This is a genomic window from Lentzea sp. NPDC004782 (genome assembly GCF_040609115.1).
Taxonomy (GTDB): Bacteria; Actinomycetota; Actinomycetes; order Mycobacteriales; family Pseudonocardiaceae; genus Lentzea.
Map to the genome: position 1 here is coordinate 79,580 of NZ_JBEXJN010000016.1, position 18,202 is coordinate 97,781.

16 protein-coding genes are annotated in these 18,202 nt (G+C 68.6%); 6 read left to right on the plus strand and 10 right to left on the minus strand.

Going from position 1 to position 18,202, the window contains the following annotated elements:
- Nucleotides 1-37 precede the first annotated feature (37 nt).
- Nucleotides 38-622 carry a TetR/AcrR family transcriptional regulator gene (locus ABZV40_RS17305; RefSeq protein WP_355442005.1) on the plus strand — a complete coding sequence of 195 codons (585 nt, stop codon included), beginning with the start codon at nucleotides 38-40 and terminating at the stop codon, nucleotides 620-622.
- Here the strand turns inward: ABZV40_RS17305 and ABZV40_RS17310 are convergent.
- From ABZV40_RS17310 to ABZV40_RS17325, 4 genes are all read right to left on the minus strand, one after another.
- Nucleotides 588-1,295: a glutamine amidotransferase gene (locus ABZV40_RS17310; protein ID WP_355441771.1), complete on the minus strand. Its 708-nt coding sequence runs from the start codon at nucleotides 1,293-1,295 to the stop codon at nucleotides 588-590. The two genes, ABZV40_RS17305 and ABZV40_RS17310, sit on opposite strands and share 35 nt — an antisense overlap.
- Entirely contained in the window at nucleotides 1,288-2,535 is a 1,248-nt protein-coding gene (locus tag ABZV40_RS17315; RefSeq protein ID WP_355441774.1) for a MurT ligase domain-containing protein, read from the minus strand. Before ABZV40_RS17315 ends, ABZV40_RS17310 begins: the two co-directional genes overlap by 8 nt.
- 183 nt (nucleotides 2,536-2,718) lie before the next feature.
- Complete coding sequence (locus ABZV40_RS17320) at nucleotides 2,719-3,204, minus strand: helix-turn-helix transcriptional regulator (protein WP_355441778.1); 486 nt, start codon at nucleotides 3,202-3,204, stop codon at nucleotides 2,719-2,721.
- Nucleotides 3,205-3,319: 115 nt separating this feature from the next.
- Nucleotides 3,320-5,098: an LCP family protein gene (locus ABZV40_RS17325; protein WP_355441781.1), complete on the minus strand. Its 1,779-nt coding sequence runs from the start codon at nucleotides 5,096-5,098 to the stop codon at nucleotides 3,320-3,322.
- A 250-nt stretch (nucleotides 5,099-5,348) separates the two neighbouring features.
- On the opposite strand from ABZV40_RS17325, the gene ABZV40_RS17330 reads away from it, so the two are divergent.
- Nucleotides 5,349-8,279 carry a glycine--tRNA ligase gene (locus tag ABZV40_RS17330; RefSeq protein WP_355442008.1) on the plus strand — a complete coding sequence of 977 codons (2,931 nt, stop codon included), beginning with the start codon at nucleotides 5,349-5,351 and terminating at the stop codon, nucleotides 8,277-8,279.
- Nucleotides 8,280-8,356: 77 nt separating this feature from the next.
- On the opposite strand, the gene ABZV40_RS17335 is transcribed toward ABZV40_RS17330, so the two are convergent.
- Nucleotides 8,357-9,145 (minus strand): chitosanase, encoded by a 789-nt coding sequence (locus tag ABZV40_RS17335; RefSeq protein ID WP_355441784.1) that lies wholly within the window; start codon nucleotides 9,143-9,145, stop codon nucleotides 8,357-8,359.
- Between the two features lie 253 nt (nucleotides 9,146-9,398).
- Nucleotides 9,399-11,129 (minus strand): S8 family serine peptidase, encoded by a 1,731-nt coding sequence (locus ABZV40_RS17340; protein ID WP_355441786.1) that lies wholly within the window; start codon nucleotides 11,127-11,129, stop codon nucleotides 9,399-9,401.
- 222 nt (nucleotides 11,130-11,351) lie between these two features.
- Here ABZV40_RS17340 and ABZV40_RS17345 point away from each other — a divergent pair, with 222 nt between their 5' ends.
- A complete protein-coding gene (locus tag ABZV40_RS17345; RefSeq protein ID WP_355441788.1) occupies nucleotides 11,352-12,440 on the plus strand; it encodes a substrate-binding domain-containing protein in 1,089 nt (362 codons plus the stop codon).
- Nucleotides 12,441-12,461: 21 nt separating this feature from the next.
- Here the strand turns inward: ABZV40_RS17345 and ABZV40_RS17350 are convergent, their stop codons facing one another.
- Nucleotides 12,462-13,208, minus strand: coding sequence for a hypothetical protein (locus ABZV40_RS17350; RefSeq protein WP_355441790.1), 747 nt, complete (start codon nucleotides 13,206-13,208; stop codon nucleotides 12,462-12,464).
- Nucleotides 13,209-13,239: 31 nt separating this feature from the next.
- On the minus strand, nucleotides 13,240-13,461 hold the full coding sequence (locus ABZV40_RS17355) for a hypothetical protein (RefSeq protein WP_355441793.1): 222 nt from the start codon (nucleotides 13,459-13,461) through the stop codon (nucleotides 13,240-13,242).
- 238 nt (nucleotides 13,462-13,699) lie between these two features.
- On the opposite strand from ABZV40_RS17355, the gene ABZV40_RS17360 reads away from it, so the two are divergent.
- Nucleotides 13,700-13,906, plus strand: coding sequence for a cold-shock protein (locus ABZV40_RS17360; protein WP_189253125.1), 207 nt, complete (start codon nucleotides 13,700-13,702; stop codon nucleotides 13,904-13,906).
- A gap of 122 nt (nucleotides 13,907-14,028) precedes the next feature.
- Nucleotides 14,029-14,961 carry an asparaginase gene (locus ABZV40_RS17365; protein ID WP_355441796.1) on the plus strand — a complete coding sequence of 311 codons (933 nt, stop codon included), beginning with the start codon at nucleotides 14,029-14,031 and terminating at the stop codon, nucleotides 14,959-14,961.
- Here ABZV40_RS17365 and ABZV40_RS17370 read toward each other — a convergent pair.
- Nucleotides 14,955-15,407, minus strand: coding sequence for an ester cyclase (locus ABZV40_RS17370; protein ID WP_355441799.1), 453 nt, complete (start codon nucleotides 15,405-15,407; stop codon nucleotides 14,955-14,957). The two genes, ABZV40_RS17365 and ABZV40_RS17370, sit on opposite strands and share 7 nt — an antisense overlap.
- Nucleotides 15,408-15,475: 68 nt before the next feature.
- Here ABZV40_RS17370 and ABZV40_RS17375 point away from each other — a divergent pair, with 68 nt between their 5' ends.
- Complete coding sequence (locus ABZV40_RS17375) at nucleotides 15,476-16,111, plus strand: TetR/AcrR family transcriptional regulator C-terminal domain-containing protein (protein WP_355441802.1); 636 nt, start codon at nucleotides 15,476-15,478, stop codon at nucleotides 16,109-16,111.
- Here the strand turns inward: ABZV40_RS17375 and ABZV40_RS17380 are convergent.
- Nucleotides 16,108-18,108, minus strand: coding sequence for an NPCBM/NEW2 domain-containing protein (locus tag ABZV40_RS17380; RefSeq protein WP_355441805.1), 2,001 nt, complete (start codon nucleotides 18,106-18,108; stop codon nucleotides 16,108-16,110). The genes ABZV40_RS17375 and ABZV40_RS17380 overlap by 4 nt on opposite strands.
- Nucleotides 18,109-18,202 lie beyond the last annotated feature (94 nt).

Genomic DNA, 18,202 nt, shown 5'->3' on the forward strand with positions numbered 1-18,202 from the left:
GACTGCTCCGCGGCGCCGCATGCCCAAGGCCCAGCGCATGGCGCAGATGCTCACCGTCGCCGAGGAGATCTTCGCCGAGCAGGGGTATCTGGCCACGTCGATGGACGAGATCGCCGAACGCGTCGGCGTCTCCAAGCCGATGCTCTACGAGTACTTCGGCTCGAAGGAAGGCCTGCTCATCGGCTGCATCCACCGTGCGCGCACGGAGCTGCGCGAGAAGACGGCGGCGGCCATCGCGGGCGCGGGGAGCCCGGAGGAGTTCCTCAGGCTGGGGCTGCGGGCGTTCTTCGAGTTCATCGTCGACCACCAGAAGTCCTGGGCGCTGCTGCGGCAGGAGGCGGCGATCGCCGTGCCGTCGGCGCAGGAGGAGGTCGAGGGGATCAGGCAGCAGCAGACGGACATGATCGGGTCCGTACTGGTGTCGTTCGCGCCGGAGATCGACCCGCTGGAGGCGGAGGCGTTCGCGGAGATCGTCGTCGGCGCCTGCGAACGGCTGGCGGTGTGGTGCGAGCGCAGGCCCTCGGTGGGACCGGCGCTCGCGACCGACTACGTGATGGCCGTGATCTGGCCGGGTGTCGCCGACAGGCTCAGGACGCTGCCCGAACTCGCTCCGCACGCATAGCGGAGACGGCGGGCAGGTCCAGCGGGGCGACCTTCGTGCCGGTGGCCCACTCGATCAGCAGGTCGGCGAGCTGCGGGTTGCGCGGCAGCACCGGTCCGTGCAGGTAGGTGCAGACGATCCGGCCCTGCACGGCACCCTCGACGCTGCCGTCGTTGCCCGTGCCGACCTTGACGTGCGCGAGCGGCTGCGCGGCCGGGCCCAGCACGGTGCGGCCCTGGTGGTTCTCGAACCCGGTCAGCACGCCTTCGAACAGGCCGTTGGCGGGCTCCGCGAGCACCTCGCCGATCGCGCGGCTGCCGCCCGCGTGCGAGGTCGAGTCGATCAGGCCCATGCCGGGGTGCGTGACGTTGTCGGCACGGGTGAAGCTCTCGCCGAAGATCTGGATGCCCGCGCACACGCCCAGCACCACGGCGTTCTTCGTGACGGCGCGCTGCAGGCCGGGGTGCTCGCGCAGGTGCTTCACGGCCAGCGTCTGCGCCGTGTCCTCACCGCCGCCGACGACGTAGATGTCGCACGAGTCGGGCACCGGCTCGCCGTAGTTGATCGGCACGATCTCGGCTTTGATGCCGCGCCACGTCATGCGCTTCTCGAGGACCACGGCGTTGCCGAAGTCGCCGTACGTGCCGAGGAGATCCGGCAGCACGAGCGCGATCTGGATTGTCGACTCACTCATCAGCGGCAGCCCTGGCATTCAAGTCGCGGAACGCGGTGTAGTTGGCGATGACCTCGACCGCGCCCTGGGGCATCTGGTCGATGGCCTTCAGCGGGTCGGGCACGATCGTGTGCTGGACCTCGGCGTACGTGAGACGCACGGCGAGGTCGGTCGCGCGCTCGCCGGACGCGATGACCGTGCGGCCCTGCAGCCGCTCGAACGGCACGTCCCACAGCCAGCTCAGGTCGCGGCCGTCGGCCTCCTGGGCGTTGATCACCAGGACGGCCGGGTGGTTGGCCTCCTTGACGACCGTGAGCGTCTCGCTCCAGCCGGCCGGGTTCTTGCTGAGCAGCAGACGCGCGCTGCGGCCGTTGCGCTGGATCGTGCGGTAGCGGCCGCTCACGTTGGACACGCCGCGCAGCCGCGCGACCGCCTCCTCCGCGGGCACGCCCATGGCGTTCGCGGCCGCCGACGCCATGACGGCGTTGGCCTGGTTGAACTTGCCCGGCAGCGTGAGGCGCAGCTCCAGCTTCTGGTGCTCCGGCGTGATCATCGCTTCGTCGGCGGTGATCCAGTTCGGGTGCGGGCGCGCGAGGTCGCAGCCGGTGCAGTGCCAGTGCTCGCCCTGCCAGCGGATCGGGTTGCCGCAGCGCGGGCAGCTCGCCGAGTCGTGGTGCCAGCCGGTGCCGGTGGCGACCCACACGACCTTGGAGGCGTTCCAAGCCGCGCTCGTGACCATCACGTCGTCGCAGTTGGCGACGATCGTGCAGTTCTGCAGCTTCGTGATCGAGTCACGCAGCGAGCGCTCGATGGTCCGCACCTCGCCGACGCGGTCGAGCTGGTCGCGGCTGAGGTTCAGGATCACCGCCACGGCCGGGTTGCTCGCACCGGCGACGGCGGGGAAGTAGCCCTCGTCGCACTCCAGCACGGCGTACGGGGCGTCCGGCTGCTTCGACAGCGCCGTGACGTGACCGTCGGGCATGTTGGCGCCGCTGTGGTTCGTGGCGACCTCACCCAGCGCGCCGACCGCCCTGGCCAGCATCATCGTGCTGGTGGTCTTGCCGTTCGTGCCGGTCACCACGGCGACCTTGCGGCCCTGCGTCAGCCGGTTCAGCGCTTGCGGGTCGAGCTTCAGCGCCACCCGGCCGCCGATCATGCCGCCTGCGCCGAGACCCATCTTCTGGGACAGCGAGGAGCTCAGGTTGCCCAGTTTCACTGCGGCCGCGGTGCGCAGGGGGAGGCGGGCGGGGGAATCGTTCACCCCGGCGATGCTACCGGCGGTGGAGAAGTGACCTTTTCGGGCGGTCGTTGCGTTGGTGTGAACGGGGTTCGGTAGAACTGACGGCTCAGCCCGCGCAGGGTCCGGAGTCACGTGGATGAAGGGCGCCTTCATCTACGTCAGGTGGAGGAAGGCGCCCTTCATCCACGACTTCCGGCTACGTGCTCAGTGGCTCAGCCCGCGCAGCGTCCGGATGAGCTCCACGGTCGGAAGTTGGCAGAGTTGCGCCATGTTCTCGAGCGCGGGCAGATCCAGGTGCACCTCCGAGGACGCGCCCGGCGCCAGCACGTGCAGACGTCCCGCGGCCCACCGCCTCAGCGGAACCAGGCGCGGGTCGTCGGTGGCGGCGACGGCGGTGAGGTTCAGGGTCAGGTGACCGGCCGGGGCGTCCCCGAAGAACCGTTCGTGCACCCGTGCGAGGACCTCGTGGGCCGGCACGTCGAGGGCGTGGCAGATCTCCACCAGGCGCACGACCGAGCACTGGCGGGTGCCCAGCTCGTAGGTGGCCAGCGTCTGCAGCGAGATCTCGGTCTGCAGCCGCTTGTTCAGCTCCTTGCGGGTCCAGCCGCGCTGCTTGCGAAGGCTGCGGATCTCATCACCGAGCACGCGCTGGTACGCCGCTGTGTCGATTTGGCCTGTCGCAGTCTGCACTGGTCCCTCCACCCCGTGAGCGGGTCTCACGGTGATGGAAGGCGCGAGTTCTTCGGCGCTTACGCAACTTGCTGGCAGAATCCCCCGAACGGGGTATGCATCTCTACTCTCAGTATCAGTTCACGCAGCGTACGCCGTCTGCGCTGATGGGTTTGGGGGCGTTCGGGTCGGGGGCCGGCTGCTGCCGCGCACCGTCCAGGTTGAGCGCTGCGGAGCCCGTGAAGCCCTGCGCGCCGGGACCCGAGTAGTCCGAGCCCAGGAAGACGCGGACCCGTCCGGCGGGCACGTTCACGTCCTCCTCGATCTTCAGGCCGCCGAGGGCCTTCTGGACCGCGTTCGCGCCGTCCTCGCCGCCCTTGCCGTAGCGGACGACCGACTTCGACATGGCGTCGGCGTTGCCCGTCTGGCCGCCGGTGAAGCCCTTCGCGGTGAGCGACTGGAGCACCTGGGCCGCGAGACCGGGTGTCCCGGAGGCGTTGCGGACGTCGACGGTCACCGAGGCGTTGTTGAACTTCGGGTCCGGCGCGGCCGAAGTCGACGCCGGGTCCTTGCCGAGGTTCTTCATGAACGTGTGGACATCGGACTCGTTCACCTCGACCGCGGAGCCGTCCTCGGGCGTCTGCAGGTCGGGGTTGCCGGTCGGGATGGTCTGGAACGTCATGTTGCCGCCCGTCATGTCCTTCATCTGCAGGGCGAACTTGGTGATGTCCCAGCCGTCGTCGAGCACGATCGCGCCGCTGAGGGCCTTGATCATGTCGGTGCGCTTCTTGCTGTCCGTGAGCACGCCCGCGGAGAGCATCTTCTTGGCCAGGCCTGCCATGAAGACCTGCTGGCGCACGACGCGGTCCAGGTCGCCCATGGGCAGGCCGTGGCGCTGCCGGACGAACGCCAGCGCGTTGCGGCCCTCGACGGTCTGCGGTCCCGCCTTGAAGTTCGCGCCGGAGAAGCTGTCGCGGACGTTGTTGTTGAGGCAGACGTCGACACCGCCGATGGCCTTGGTGATCTCGTAGAAGCCGACCAGGTTGACCTCGGCGTAGTGGTCGATCTTGTAGCTGGTCAGGTTCTGGATGGTCTCGATCAGGTTGTTCGCCCCGGCCTTGCGGGACTCCATCTCGATGTCGGGTGCGCTCTTGCCGCTGCCCTGCAGCTTCTGGGCCGCTTGACTCTTGGCGTAACCGTAGGCAGAGTTGATCTTGTGGCGCCCGAATCCGCCCGCGATCTTCACGTAGGAGTCGCGCGGGAACGACACGGCGTAGGCCTTGCCGCTGTCGTTCGGGATGTGCACCAGGATCAGCGTGTCGGTGTTGAACCCGCCGTCGTCGCTGCCACCCGCCTGCAGCTCGTTGAGGATGTTCTGCGGCAGCGGGTTGCCCTTGGAGTCGGTGCGGCTGTCCATGCCGACCAGCAGGATGTCGATCGAGCCGTCCGCGGGCTTCTCACCTGCGTCGGCGAGGTTCAGGTCCTGCTTGGTCAGGCTGTCGGTCAGCGAGTTCAGGTCCCGCCACGCGATGCCCGTGACCAGCAGGATCGTCGCGGACAGCAGGCTGACGAAGATCTTGGCGCCGGTGGACGCGCCGCGCTGCGCGGTGCTCGGCCTGCGGGGCGCGGGCCTGGGACGCGGACGGGGCGCGGGTGCGGGCGACTTCGCCTTGGCCGGGGTGGTGCGGACCGTCGGGCGGTCGGCCACCGGACGCGGGCGCGGGGCCGACGACGTGGCGCGGGCCGGTTCACCGCGGCGCGGTGGCTCCCGGCGGGGCGGTGGCTCTTTGCGCGGCGGTTCGGCGCGCTTCGGGGGTTCGCGGCGGGGCGGTTCGGCGCGCTTGGCAGGCTCCCGGCGCGGCGGCTCAGCCCGGTTCGGCTGCCGGTGCGGGGGCTCTGAGCTGCGCGGAGGCACCTGGGGACGGCGGGGCTGCCCCGCCGGGGGACGCGGGGTGACGGAAGGTCGCCTGGGAGTACCGTTCGGTTCTCCTGGCCGCGGCGGCCGGTTGTCCACACCCACTCCTCTCAGCACATCCGGGTACCCCAAGTAGACGTGCGGAGACTCCACTCGGTTGTGCAAAGCGTGACACAGTGGCGGAGGCCACCGGATGCAGGCCCCTTGACCAGCGGTTTTGTCCGCTTCGTAGACTCGTGCCGTGTTGACGATGCAGGACGCGCTGCTCGCGCTGACCAAGTACTGGACCGACCGGGGCTGCATCGTGGTGCAGCCCTTCAACACCGAGGTCGGGGCGGGGACGCTGAACCCCGCCACCGTGCTGCGCGTGCTGGGTCCCGAGCCGTGGCGCGTGGCCTACGTCGAGCCGTCCGTGCGGCCCGACGACGCCCGTTACGGCGAGAACCCGAACCGTCTGCAGACGCACACCCAGTTCCAGGTGATCCTCAAGCCGGATCCGGGCGACCCGCAGGAGCTCTACCTCGGTTCGCTGGAGGCCCTGGGCATCGACGTGCGGGCGCACGACGTCCGGTTCGTCGAGGACAACTGGGCCTCGCCCGCGCTGGGCGCCTGGGGCCTGGGCTGGGAGGTCTGGCTGGACGGCCTGGAGATCACCCAGTTCACCTACTTCCAGCAGGCCGGCGGCATGACGCTCGACCCGGTGTCGGTGGAGATCACCTACGGCATCGAGCGGATCATGATGGCGCTGCAGGGCGTCGACCACTTCAAGAAGATCGCCTACGCGCCGGGCATCTCCTACGGCGAGGCGTTCGGCCAGGCCGAGTACGAGATGTCGCGGTACTACCTCGACGACGCGGACGTGGAGGCGAACAAGCGCCTCTTCCAGGAGTTCGCGGCCGAGGCGCGGCGCATGCTCGACGCGCGGCTCCCCGTTCCGGCGCACAGCTTCGTGCTGAAGTGCTCGCACATCTTCAACGTGCTGGACGCGCGTGGCGCGATCTCCACGACCGAACGCGCCCGCGCGTTCGGCCGGATGCGCGGGCTGGCGCGCGAGGTCGCCTCCCTGTGGGCCGAGCGCCGCGCCGAGCTCGGGCATCCCCTCGGCGTGGCGGAGGTTCCCGCTCTGGCCGAGAAGCCCTCGTCCTTCGAGGACGTCGCCGCACCGGCGACGTTGTTGTTCGAGATCGGTACCGAGGAGCTGCCGCCGCACGAGGTGCTGCGGACCGTCGACGCGGTGCGTGAGGCCGTGGTCGCGAAGCTCGGTGCGACGCGGCTGACGCACGACGAGGTGACCGTGCACGGCACGCCGCGCCGGATCGTCGTGCTCGTGCCCACCGTGGCGCCGCGCGAGCCGGACGCCGAGCGCACGGTGCGCGGACCTCGGGTCTCCGCGGCGTTCGACGCCGACGGAAACCCGACGAAGGCCGTGCAGGGCTTCGCCCGCGGTCAGGGCGTCGACGTCGCGGAACTGGGACGGGTCACCGAGAACGGCGTCGAGTTCGTGGCGCTGACCAGGACCGAGGCCGGTCGTGGTGCCGTCGAGGTGCTGAGCGGTCTGCTGGCCGAGGTCGTCTCCGACCTGCGCGCCGAGAAGAACATGAAGTGGAACGACCCGAAGCTGTCGTTCACCCGGCCGATCCGCTGGCTGCTCGCGCTGCTCGGGGACACCCCGGTGCCGGTCGCCGTGGGATCGCTGGCCTCCGGTACGACGACGCGCGTGCACCGCACGGCCGCACGGCCCGTGGTGGAGGTGTCCACTGCGGACGGTTACCTGGACTTCCTGGAGTCGCACGGCATCCAGGCCGACGCCTACGCCCGTTCGGCGGTGATCGTGGCCGCCGCGCAGGAGCTCGCGGCCTCGGTCGGCGGCGTCGTGGAGGTCGAGGGGCTGCTGGACGAGGTGACGAACCTGGTCGAGTGGCCGACGCCGATCCTCGGGTCGTTCGAGGAGCGGTACCTGGAGCTGCCGGGCCAGATCCTCACCACGGTGATGCGCAAGCACCAGCGCTACCTGCCGGTTCGCACCGCCGACGGTGCGTTGCTGCCGCACTTCGTGGCCGTGGCGAACGGTTCCGTCGACGCGGACCTGGTTCGCGCGGGCAACGAAGCCGTGCTGCGCGCACGGTACGAGGACGCGGCGTTCTTCTGGCGGGCGGACCTCAAGACGCCGCTGGAGGAGATGAAGGCGGGCCTCGCGAAGCTGACGTTCGCGGACAAGCTCGGCTCGATGGCCGACCGCGCCGGTCGGATCGCGCTGCTGGCAGGACGTTTCGCCTCGCTGGTCGACGTCGACCGGGAGACGCTGGACCGCGCGGGCGCGCTGGCCAAGTTCGACCTCGGCTCGCAGATGGTGATCGAGCTGTCGTCGCTGGCGGGCGTGATGGCGCGCGAGTACGCGGAGCGGGCGGGGGAGACCCCGGAGGTCGCGCAGGCGTTGTGGGAGATGGAGCTCCCGCGCTCGGCCGGTGACGCGCTGCCGTCGTCGGTGCCGGGTGCGCTGCTGTCGCTCGCGGACCGGTTCGACCTGCTGGCGGGCCTGTTCGGCATCGGCGCCCAGCCGACCGGTTCCTCGGACCCGTTCGGCCTGCGGCGCGCGGCGCTGGGCGCGGTGTCGGTGCTGCGGGCGTTCCCGGACCTGCGCGCGATCACCCTGCCGCGGGCCCTTTCCCTTGCGGCAGAAGGCCTCGAGGTGTCGGCTGAGGCGCTGGAGACCGCGCGCGAGTTCGCGGTGCGGCGCTACGAGCAGGCGTTGCTCGACGCGGGCCATGAGCACCGGTTCGTCCAGGCGGTGCTGCCGCTGGCCGACTCGCCGGTGCTGGCCGACGAGACGCTGACGCAGCTGGAGTCGTTGGCGGGCAACGAGTCCTTCGACGCCCTGACGGCCGCTCTGCAGCGCGTGCGCCGGATCGTGCCGGCCGCCACCGAGGCCTCCTACGACGCCTCGGTGCTGTCCGAACCGGCGGAAGTGGCGCTGCACAAGGCGTTCAGCGCGGTGCCGCGGGACGTGACCGGCCTGGCGGCGTTCGTCTCGGCCGCGGAAGGGCTGACCGCCCCGATCAACACCTTCTTCGACGAGGTGCTGGTCATGGCGGACGACCCGGCCGTGAAGGCGGCGAGGCTCGGCCTGCTGGCGTCGATCCGCGACTACGCCGCGCCGGTCCTGGACTGGACCCAGCTGTAACTCGATCTAGTGAACGATGAACGGCGCATTCGTCCACCTCAAGTGGACGAATGCGCCGTTCATCGTAGAAGTGCGGGTTAGTTGATCGTGTAGCTGTCGCCGTAGACCTTCCACTTCAGCGGCGTCTTCAGGTCGAAGTTGCCGGCCTTGAGCCACACGCGCTGCGCGGTCTCGATGCGGGAGACGTCCTCGTGGGCCGCTTCCTGCTTCATGGCCCACACGCGGGCGTCCATGAAGGCGTTGAGCCACGTCTTCTCGTCACCGCCCTGCGACGGCGGCTTCGCCTTGCCGAGCGCACGCTTGCGGATGTTGCTGAAGCTGGTCTTGTCGCCACCGTCACCGTGCACGACGATCGCGTCGTAGTACGCGAACTGGCCCAGCGCCCGCACGCCGTCGGCCTTGCCCTGCGCCACCGCTGGGTTGAAGTACACGCGGTCGCGTTCGGACTCCTGCGCCGCCTTGAACACGGAGTCCTTGGCCGCGGTCTTCCAGTCCTTGGTGAAGTTGGGGTCGAGACCGGCGTGCGAGGCCGTGCCGTTCACCTTGCGCAGCGCGGGAAGGTACTTCTCCAGCACGTTGCCGGGCTTCTTCGTCTGGTAGAGCTCGACCAGGTCGAGCATGTCACCGGTACCACTGCAGAACCCGATGATGCCCGCGGTGTAGCCGCGGCCGTCCTTGATGTCCTCGATGTAGCCGAACTGGGCGCGCCAGTCCAAAGAGGAGTTCTCCGCGCTGGACACGATCTGCATCGCGATGTCCTTGAGGCGCGGTTCGTCGAGGTTGGCCGCAGAGGCGGTCGTTGCGGTGGTGGTGATCAGAGCGGCGCACGTCAGCAGCGCGGCCGCGAGGCGACCTGACAGTTTCACGGATTTCCTCCGGGGCAGGGTGTTGGGGTCCCGGGCGGCGTGAGAGCAACGGTAAGGGGTCCATACCTTTATTGGCAAGAGGGTTTACTATTTCGCGAATCGGGCATTTCGGTAGGATGGCCGTCTTGCAAACGTTTTCTGACCGTGAGGCCTGACCGCGTTGCCGGTGCGGCTTTCCTCCGGCACGACGAAGGCTCCCGGCCGGGACCGGGAGCCTTCGCGTCGAACTGCGGGACAGTCGAACGGGATGCGGTTACAGGAAGTCGCCGCCGCGGGTCACGGCGCCGTAGGCGTCCACGATGCCGTGACCGTAGAAGCCGTTGAACTTCGCGTCACCCTCGCAGGTGGCGTCGAACTCCGGCGTGCGGCCCACGTTCACGTACGAGACGGTGCGCGGGTTCGGGCAGGCGCGCTGGATCGCGGTCTTGTAGAGGATCTTCTCGACCTTGTCGGGGTCCATGGTCAGGCCGGGGCGGCCCTTGTCCTTCTTGCCGTACTGGCTGACGATCAGCGCGGCCACGCCGGTCGCGTGCGGGGCGGCCATCGAGGTGCCCTGCAGGTACTGGTAGTAGCCGACCTTGTCGCCCTGCACGGCCTTCTTGACGCCCGCGGCGAGGCCCTTCGCGGTGATGTTGCCCGCCTCGTCGACGTTGCCCTCGGCGATGGCGACGTTGCGGGGGTAGGTGGACAGGATCAGGTTTTCGTTGGTGCGGTACCACGGCGTGCCGAAGCCGTCGCGGAAGAAGCCGCCGGGGGCCGAGATCGCGGTCTGCTCAAGGCCGTAGTTCGAGTAGTCGGCCTTGGCGGTCGACGGGCCGAGGGCGGAGACCGAGATGACGTGGTCGCCCTCGGTCGGGAGGTTGAGGCAGGTGGCGTTGTCGACCGGGCGCGGGCGGTTGTGGCCGGGCGGGTAGTTCGGGCTCACGGTGTCCGTGCGGGGCTTGCCCAGGTCCTCGTGGTTGTTGCCGCCTGCACCGATCAGGGTGACGCCCTTGCGGTGCGCGTAGTTCAGGGCGCGCTGCACGGACGCGATGATCGTGCGCTGCTCCAGCTGCTCCTCCGGCGTGGCGGTGGAGTCGTTGGCGCAGTTCATGTACCAGGGGTCGACGTAGAACGACATGTTGATGACGTCCAGGCCGATGTCGGCGCCGTAGGTCAGGGCGTCGACGACGGGCTGCAGGAAGAACGAGCCCGAGTCCTGGCCGCCGCGGATGTTCACCAGCGACACGTTCGGCGCGACACCGGAGATGCCGAAGCCGTTGGCGGCGGCGCCGATGGTGCCGGCCACGTGGGTGCCGTGGCCGCCGTCGTCCCAGTTCGCCGGGTCGACGCAGCCGCGGAACTCGCACGGGCCGTCGAACTCGCCACCGTCGGAGTCGAATGGGATGTCGACGGTGAAGTTGCGCGACAGCTCGTTGTTGAAGTTCGGCGCGATGTCCGGGTGCGTGCCGTCCACACCGGTGTCGAGGATGCCGACGTACACGCGCTTGTCACCGGCCTGCTTGGCCCGTGCGATGTTGGAGCGGACGAGGTTCAGGCCCCACAGGTCGCCGTCCATCGGGTCCATGCCCGCGGTCGACTTCGACTCGGCAGGGGCCTTGTTCGGCTGTGCGGCCGTGTTCTCCTTCTCGACGTTGTCCCGCTTGGTCTTCTCGGCCTTCGCCACGGGGGTGTGGCCGATCGGCGTTGAGCGTGCGGCTCCGACGATCTCCTTCGACGCGGAGACCTTCTCCACGAACCCCTTCGCGGGCGCCTTGACGGTCAGCAGACCGACGGCCTTGTTGTCCCGCACCACCTCGCCGCCCGCCTTGTGCACCGCGTCGATCGCGAAGTCGCGGTTCGCGGGTTCGGCCAGCAGGACGGTGTACTCGGTGTCCTTCTGCCGGTCCGCGGTCGAGGCCGGCGCCGCCCCCGCCGCCGAAGTGCCCGCGGCGATCAGCGACACCGTTGCCGCCACCGCCATCACGGTTCTGCGCGTTCTCACCTAGCTGTCTCCTCACACCCGGTCAGGGCTGGATCCAACAACACAGTGCGGCCCCCGATTGCCGCCCAAGTCCGACACACTGACACGAAAATTCGCCTGTCATCAGCCCCTTTCGTACGGAATCGAACTGTAGCCGATCGGAAGCGGAGCGTGATGGATGCGAGGAAATCTTGACTTAACAACATTCAAGCGATGAACTCCGCGTTTATGCGAAGACGGGTAATGGCATCGTCGGCGTGCCTGCTCTTTCTCCTCTCTGCCTGCGGTGGTGCAGGTCAGGGTGCTCCGACGCTGCCGGCGCGTGGACCCAAACCAATCGTCGGGGTAATCCTTCCCGACCGAACGACATCCACGCGCTGGGAAGAACAAGATCGCCCGCTGCTCACGCACGCGTTCAACTATGCGGACATCGAACCGTTCATGGAGAACGCCGAGGGCGACGAGGCGAAGTTCGCGCAGATCGCCGACGAGATGATCCGCCGCAAGGTGAAGGTTCTGATGATCACGCCGTTGTCGGCGGCGGGCGGCCTGGCGGTGCAGAAGAAGGCGAAGGCCGCGGGCATCCCGGTCATCGACTACGACCGCGTGACGCTCGGCGGTGAGGCGGAGTACCACGTCGGCTTCGACAGCGTGAACGTCGGCCAGCTCCAGGCGGACGGTCTGATGGCGTGCCTCGGTGACAAGCCGGGCGCCCAGATCATCGAGATCGAGGGCGCGCCGACCGACCACAACGCCACGCTGTTCACACAGGGCCAGAAGTCGCGGCTGTCGGCCAAGTACGACAGCGGCGCACTCAAGCTCGTGAAGTCGCAGGCGGTCGCCGACTGGAACAACGAGCTCGGCGGGCGGCTGTTCGAGCAGATCCTGAACGAGAACAACGGCAAGGTCGACGGCGTGGTCGCGGCCAACGACGGCCTGGCCGGCGCGGTCATCGCGGTGCTCAAGAAGAGGAACCTGGCGGGCAAGGTCCCGGTCACCGGGCAGGACGCCACTGTGGACGGTCTGCGGGCCGTGCTGCGCGGCGACCAGTGCATCACGGTCTACAAGCCGGTGCGCGACGAGGCGGAGGCCGCGGCGCGGCTGGCGATCGCGATCGCTCGCGGCGACCTCTCGGGCGCCGACGACCTCGCCACCGGCAACCTGCGGGACCCCGTCGCGCGGCGCGACATCAAGTCGGTGCTGCTCGGCGCGACGTTGATCAAGAAGGACACCGTGCGGACGCTGGTGACCGAGGGCGTCGTCAAGCCGCAGGAGCTCTGCGCGGGCGACCTCGCTCAGGCGTGTGCCCAGCAGGACATCGTCGGAGGCTAGTCACACCACCGGTCCGAACCGTCACGACCTGTCGTGGTCCGGCAGGTCGTGACGGCCCGAGATGAACTCCTGCACGGCGATCTTGGCTCGGATGATCGGCTGCCGCAGCCGCGCCTCCCTGCGGTACGCCCGCGAGAGCTTGCGCGAGCCCTCCTGGTAACGCCAGCGCGCCCACGGTGAACCCGGCCGTGCGAGCCGCACGGCGCCCACGGCGGGCACCACCGGGACCAGCAGGCCGAGCAGCCCCGTCCAGATCTTCCCCTTCAGCAGCGCCACGATCGCGAGGCACAGGTTCACCCCGATGGCCATCAGCCGCAGCGTGAACGCGTCGGTCGGCGCCGTCTCCGGGTTGAGCTGCAGCACCTCGTCGTAGCCGAGAGGGCGCGCGCCGAGCAGGAACGTGCCCGTCAGGCCGATGGCGAGGAAGACGGCGTCAACCGACAGCCGGCCCGCCTTCGTCCAGTAGACGTCCCGCAGGTGCAGGATCAGCGCGAACTCGTCCAGCACCAGTGCCGCGCCCACCCCGAGGACCGCCGCGGCCGCCAGCCGGGCGCCGTGCAGGTCGTCGGGGATGATCAGGCTCGTGACGCTGGACAACAGCAGCAGCACGGTGCCGAACACCACGTGATGCACGTGCGTGTCGCCGTGCACGATGTTGCGCGGCCACCAGCGCACCTTCGCCCGGATCAACCGCACGCTGATGCGGATGAACACGAAGGTGGTCACCAAGCCGATGAAGAAGAAGAGCAGTCGCTCACTGCCGGTCAAGCACGGCCCCCTGGGTCAACGACCCTCCAGGTTACCGGCCCCAGTTGAGGTTGAGCGGCCCTTGCACGTCGCCGCCCTGGTACACGTGGCCGTGCACAACGCCGGAGATGGTGTTCGTGACCGCGCCCCCGGTCCGCGCGGGCTTCTTCGCGGCGGGGGCGCGGGTCAGGTGTTCGCGGGCGAGCGCGTGCAGGCCGCCCGCGATCTGCGGCGCGACCGTGACCTTGATCGACAACGTCGGCTGCTCGGGCACGAGGACCTCCGCGTGGTCGTTTGGAATCTCACGATAGCAGTGCGATCGAGTGCTCGACTACGAGCGGGAGGTCGTGGTTGACTGTCCATGGTCGTACGTTTTCGTGTTCGTGCTTTCCCACGCTCGCGGAACGAGGTCGCGAGCGAGTGGGTTCTCCAGGTTCCGGAGAGGTCGCCGTTCCGGCTTGACCCGGTGGTCGCGAGCGCGATCCGGCACCTGTTAGAGGAGAAGTAGCAAGATGGCAGTACAGGGCACCGTCAAGTGGTTCAACGCGGAGAAGGGCTTCGGCTTCATCTCCCCCGACAACGGTGGCGCCGACGTGTTCGTCCACTACTCCGAGATCCAGATGAACGGCTACAAGGCTCTCGAGGAGAACCAGCGGGTCGAGTTCGAGATCGGTCAGGGCCAGAAGGGCCCGCAGGCCCAGGGCGTTCGCGCCATCTGAGTCTGAACTGATCAGCATCTGATCTGTCGAGAAGCCGCCTGTCATGAACCCGACAGGCGGCTTCTTCGCGTCTTGTGCCCGGTCGACTGCGATCAGTAGTTTCGCGGGCATGGGGAGACTGCGTGGAAAGGCCGGCCGTGCCCGCACTGCTCGCTGAGGTCACCAGGAGCGGTTTCGTCGAAAGCCTGCACCACGGCAGCGTTGTCGGCCTGCTGCCGTCCGGTGAGGTCGGTGTGTCCGTCGGGGCGATCGGTGATCCGGTGCTGCCGCGGTCGTGCCTGAAACCGTTCCAGGCGCTGGCCTGCCTGTCCGCCGGTGCGCCGCTGGAGGGACCGTCGCTGGCGATCGCGGCCGGGTCGCACACGGGCGAGCACCGGCACGTCGAGCTGGTGATGCAGCTGATGGGCGGGCTGCCGGTGGGGTTGTTGCGCTGCCCGGTTTCCTGGCCGGAGGACGAGAACACCCGTCAACGGTTGACGGAACCGTCGCGCCTGCGGATGAACTGCTCCGGCAAGCACGCGGCGATGCTGGCGGCGTGCCTGGCGGCGCGGTGGCCGACCCAGACCTATTTGGAACCGACACATCCGTTGCAGCAGTTGGTGTTGCGGACGGTGGAGGAGCTTTCCGGCGAACGCGTGGCGCACACGGCGGTCGACGGATGCGGTGCGCCGGTGTACGGGTTGTCGTTGCACGGCTTGGCGCGCGCGATGCAGGGCCTGGTGCGCACGCCGGTCGCGGATGCCATGCGCGGCTTTCCCGAGTACGTGGGCGGAACCGGGCACGTGAACACGGTGGTGATGCAACTGCTGCCGGGCGTGGTGGCCAAGGGCGGCGCGGAGGGCGTGCTGGTGCTGGCGACCGCGGCCGGGCACGCGGTCGCGGTGAAGGTGCTCGACGGCAATCCCCGTGCCACCACGGCGATCGGGCTCACGGCCCTGGCCGCGCTGGGTTACGACGTGTCACCCGCCAAGGAACACCTGTCCGTGCCGGTACTCGGTGGCGGTCAGGTGGTCGGCGAGGTCAGAGTGGTGTTCGGGAAGGAAATGCCTCAGTAGGGCCCTGCGTACTCCGCGGGGGCGTTGAGCAGGCCGAGCTGGGTCATGACGGTCGTGGTGTCGCCGTAGACCCGTTCGCAGAGCAGGATGTCCTTCTCGAACAGGAAGAAACCCACCATCCGGACCTTGAAGGCCTTGTTCGTCGGTTCCTCACCGAGGAGGCTGCCCAGATGCGTTCCCGACAGCTCGAACTCGACGACCACCGCGTCATCGGCGTGGTGGATCTCGATGACCTTGTTGCGCTGGTCGGGAAACGTCGCGCGGGTGCGCTGCCAGTACGCGCGGACCTCGTCCACGCCGTCCAGCACCTGGCCGGACGCCATGATCTCGTACCTGGGGTGCGGGAACGCGTTCAGGGAGGTGTCGAAGTCGAAGTCGTTCTGGCATTCCATGTGTTCCAGGACGATCGCCTCGCGCAGCGCTCTGAGCGCCTTGGATTCGGTCATGCCGGCCGACCCTCCTACGTACGCCGTACGTCGCAGGGAAGCTACTCCACGTCATATGGTCTGCGCCAGTGGCCTCATCCCGTGAACCGTTGACCCGCAGCCGCATCGTGGATGCGGCGGTGCGGTTGATCGAACGTGAGGGCGTGGAGGCCGTCTCGATGAGACGCCTCGCCGCCGAGCTGGGCGCGGGCACGATGTCGTTGTACAACCACGTGCCGAACAAGGCCGTGCTGGTGGACCTCGCGGCCGAGCGGATCATGGCCGAGGCGCGGCCGTACCACGTCGACAGCGACGACTGGCGCGACCACATCCGGGCGCACGCGCGGGCGGTGCGGGAGCTGGCACGGCAGCACCCCCGTGCGTTCGTGATGCTGGCGACGCGGCGGCTGAGCTCCGAGGCGGGGTTCCGCACGATCGAGGCCGCGCTGACGAACTTCGACAAGGCCGGGTTCCGGGGCAAGATCGCCGTCGGGATGATGCGGGCGATGGTGTCCTACTTGCTGGGCACGCTGATGAGGGAGGCCGCGACGTCGCCGGAGCTCGGCGGGATCGCCTTGTCGCCGTACGAAGGTGTTGACGCGTCGGCGTTCCCGTTGTCCGCCGAGGTGCTCGACGAGCTGGGCACCTACGACCACGATCATGAGTTCGAGTTCGGGCTCGAACTCATGATCGCGGCCTTGGAGCGCTACCAGGAGCCCGGCTAGCAGGTGATCCTCAGATCACCCCAGTCGGCGTGGTCGTAGGACTTGCCGTTGCCGCCGTCCGTGACGATCAGACGCGTGACCGTTGCCCCGGACACGTTGGCCTCCAACGACTTCGCGGCGTCCGTGCCCGCGACGGGGCCGCTGTCGTAGACCATCGTGTTGTCGGCCCACACCTGGTAGCTGACCAGGCTCAGCGGGTTGACCTTCCGGTCGTCGATGCCGATGGTCGCGGTCACCTTCGAGCAGCTGCCGCCGGTGTAGTACTCGATGTGCGCGGGGGCGTGCGTGCCGAGGCCCTTCGCGAACACCTTGCCGCGGATGGTGATCGGGCCGCCGTCGCCCTGCTTGGCCTCGCCGTTGGTGGTGTCGATCTCGACCGGGCCGTGGCCGTTGGACGACCGCAGCCACTTCAGGTCGCTGACGTACAGCTCACCCTTCGGTGCTGGTCCGGGTACCAGCGCCGCCGCGGAGTACTGCCTGGTCACCGGGTTGTTCTCGTGCGGGCTGTGGAAGGTGAAGGCCGCGTTGACCCCGAACCTGCCCGCGGTGGCGTTCTGCGGGACGGTGACCTGCCAGGTGGTTCGGAAGGTCTTCTCTCCCGGCAGGATCGCCTTGAAGCTCGCCGTCGTGGCCTTCGCCGTCCAGCCCTGGGGGACCTGGAGGGCCGCCTGGACCAGGGCGATCGGCAGGCGGCCGGTGTTGGTCACCGACGTCGTGTACGTGACCGACTTGCCGGGCTGCACGATCGGCAGCGCGCCGGGGTAGAGGACCTCCCCGGTCGCGGCCGTGGTGACGGCGGGCGGGTAGCGGTACCAGTCCTTCGCCGCGCTGACGCGGAACATGGCGCTGCCGTGCGGTGGGAGGGCGGCGCTGATCTGGCCGGCGGTGTGCGTGGTGGTCCTGGCCCAGAGGTCGCGGACCTGGTAGCCGCTCGCCTTGGTGAGACCGGCTTCCGCTGCGGTGACGGAGATGTCGGCGGCGCTGTCGTTCTCGCTGAACAACAGCACTGCCTTGTCGCCGTTGCTGAGCGGCTTCACCAGCACGTAGTTGCCGCCCTCGTTGCGGACGACCTTCCCCTGGACGCCGAGCTCGTCCTGGTTGACGGCGATGACCTCGCGGTTCTCCAGGATCTCGAACGTCTCCGGCGTCACCTTGCGCAGGTCGGCGCCGATCAGCAGCGGTGCGGCCATGATGGACCAGAGGCTGAAGTGGCTGCGGTACTCCAGGTCCGTCATGCCGCCGTTGCCGACCTCCAGCATGTCCGGGTCGTTCCAGTGGCCGGGGCCCGCGTAGTCGGCGAGCTCCATGTTGCGCTTGGCGATCGACACCATGGAGTTCCAGTTGTCACTGATGTCGCCGGTGGTGCGCCACAGGTGGCCGACGTCCTTCGCCCACTCCCACGGCTTGTTCTGGCCCCACTCGCAGAGGCTGAAGACGATCTTGCGGCCGGTGGCGTTCAGCGCGTCGCGCATCTTGGTGTAGCGCAGCTTCGCGTCCACGCCCTGGTTGTTGCAGTTGTCGTACTTGAGGTAGTCGACGCCCCAGCTCGCGAACAGCTTCGCGTCCTGCTCCTCGTGGTTCAGGCCGCCGGGGAAGCCGCCGTCCTTGTTGCACGTCTTGGTGCCCGCGCTGGTGTAGATGCCGAACTTGAGACCCTTGCCGTGCACGTAGTCGGCGACTGCCTTGATGCCGTTGGGGAAGCGGACCGGGTGCGGGACCAGGTCGCCTTGCTCGTTGCGCTCGGGGAGGGCCCAGCAGTCGTCGATGTTGACGTACTCGTAGCCGGCGTCCTTCAGGCCCTTGGCCACGAAGATGTCGGCGATGCCCTTGACCATCTCCTCGTTGAAGTCGTTGCGGCAGTGCGTGCTGTTCCAGTTGTTGAAGCCCATCGGCGGGGTCAGCGCCAGTTCGGGTTTCTCGGCCGCCTGCGCCTCGGGGGTGATGACGGCTGCGATGAGGGCGGCGACTGCGGCTGTGCGCCATCTGCGGTGATCCACGTGCACGCGCTCCTTGTGGCTGTGGAGGCGGCGGCGTGCCCATGAAAACGTTTGTGCAACCGATGCGTCAAGGGGGCGGAACCTGTCGGCTTCG

Bases quoted from the DNA above. Each gene is read 5' to 3' on its own strand.
- ABZV40_RS17345 (WP_355441788.1), top strand. From the start codon at position 11,352: ATGGCATCGTCGGCGTGCCTGCTCTTTCTCCTCTCTGCCTGCGGTGGT.
- ABZV40_RS17310 (WP_355441771.1), bottom strand. From the start codon at position 1,295: ATGAGTGAGTCGACAATCCAGATCGCGCTCGTGCTGCCGGATCTCCTC.
- ABZV40_RS17330 (WP_355442008.1), top strand. From the start codon at position 5,349: ATGCAGGACGCGCTGCTCGCGCTGACCAAGTACTGGACCGACCGGGGC.
- ABZV40_RS17305 (WP_355442005.1), top strand. From the start codon at position 38: ATGGCGCAGATGCTCACCGTCGCCGAGGAGATCTTCGCCGAGCAGGGG.
- ABZV40_RS17360 (WP_189253125.1), top strand. From the start codon at position 13,700: ATGGCAGTACAGGGCACCGTCAAGTGGTTCAACGCGGAGAAGGGCTTC.
- ABZV40_RS17370 (WP_355441799.1), bottom strand. From the start codon at position 15,407: ATGACCGAATCCAAGGCGCTCAGAGCGCTGCGCGAGGCGATCGTCCTG.